Origin of the sequence: Rouxiella sp. Mn2063 (assembly GCF_049319665.1) — a bacterium.
In the GTDB taxonomy this organism is placed as follows: domain Bacteria; phylum Pseudomonadota; class Gammaproteobacteria; order Enterobacterales; family Enterobacteriaceae; genus JBMOUD01.
On the sequence record NZ_JBMOUD010000043.1, the window covers coordinates 1 to 683 of the forward strand.

2 tRNA genes are annotated in these 683 nt (G+C 46.9%); both read right to left on the reverse strand.

Going from position 1 to position 683, the window contains the following annotated elements:
- Positions 1 to 294 precede the first annotated feature (294 nt).
- Positions 295 to 370, reverse strand: a tRNA-Ala gene (locus ACL9RG_RS22725).
- 132 nt (positions 371 to 502) lie between these two features.
- Positions 503 to 579, reverse strand: a tRNA-Ile gene (locus tag ACL9RG_RS22730).
- Positions 580 to 683: the final 104 nt, after the last annotated feature.

Sequence of the window (683 nt, forward strand, 5' to 3'; positions counted from 1 at the left end):
ATTAGCACGCCCTTCATCGCCTCTGACTGCCTAGGCATCCACCGTGTACGCTTAGTCGCTTAACCTCACAACCCAAAGATGTCTTGCCTTATAAATAAGGTCAAACACTTCGCGCTGCGATTATTTGAGAGACTCTACTTACAGGTTACTCTTCATCTCAATACTTCTACGGAGAGATGAATTTCAGCTGTAATTTTCAATTTTCAGCTTGTTCCAGATTGTTAAAGAGCAAAATACTTCGCAGCATACTGTTACCAATATACTCTGAAGTATTATTCAAGAAACCGTACAGAATGGTGGAGCTAAGCGGGATCGAACCGCTGACCTCCTGCGTGCAAGGCAGGCGCTCTCCCAGCTGAGCTATAGCCCCATACAGTTACTTACAGACACCTTTATTACTCATCAGCCTGATGAGTCAGCCAATTCATTTCTCATCAAGGCGGAGTCACGCGAAGTTTGCTAGTGCAAACGAGTGCGACGACAACACAGAGGAGGAAGGAATTGGTAGGCCTGAGTGGACTTGAACCACCGACCTCACCCTTATCAGGGGTGCGCTCTAACCACCTGAGCTACAAGCCTATAAAGGTATTCTGCTCGTTACTTTTTATCAGACAATCTGTGTGGACACTGCACAAGGCGTATCTTCTAGGTAAGGAGGTGATCCAACCGCAGGTTCCCCTACG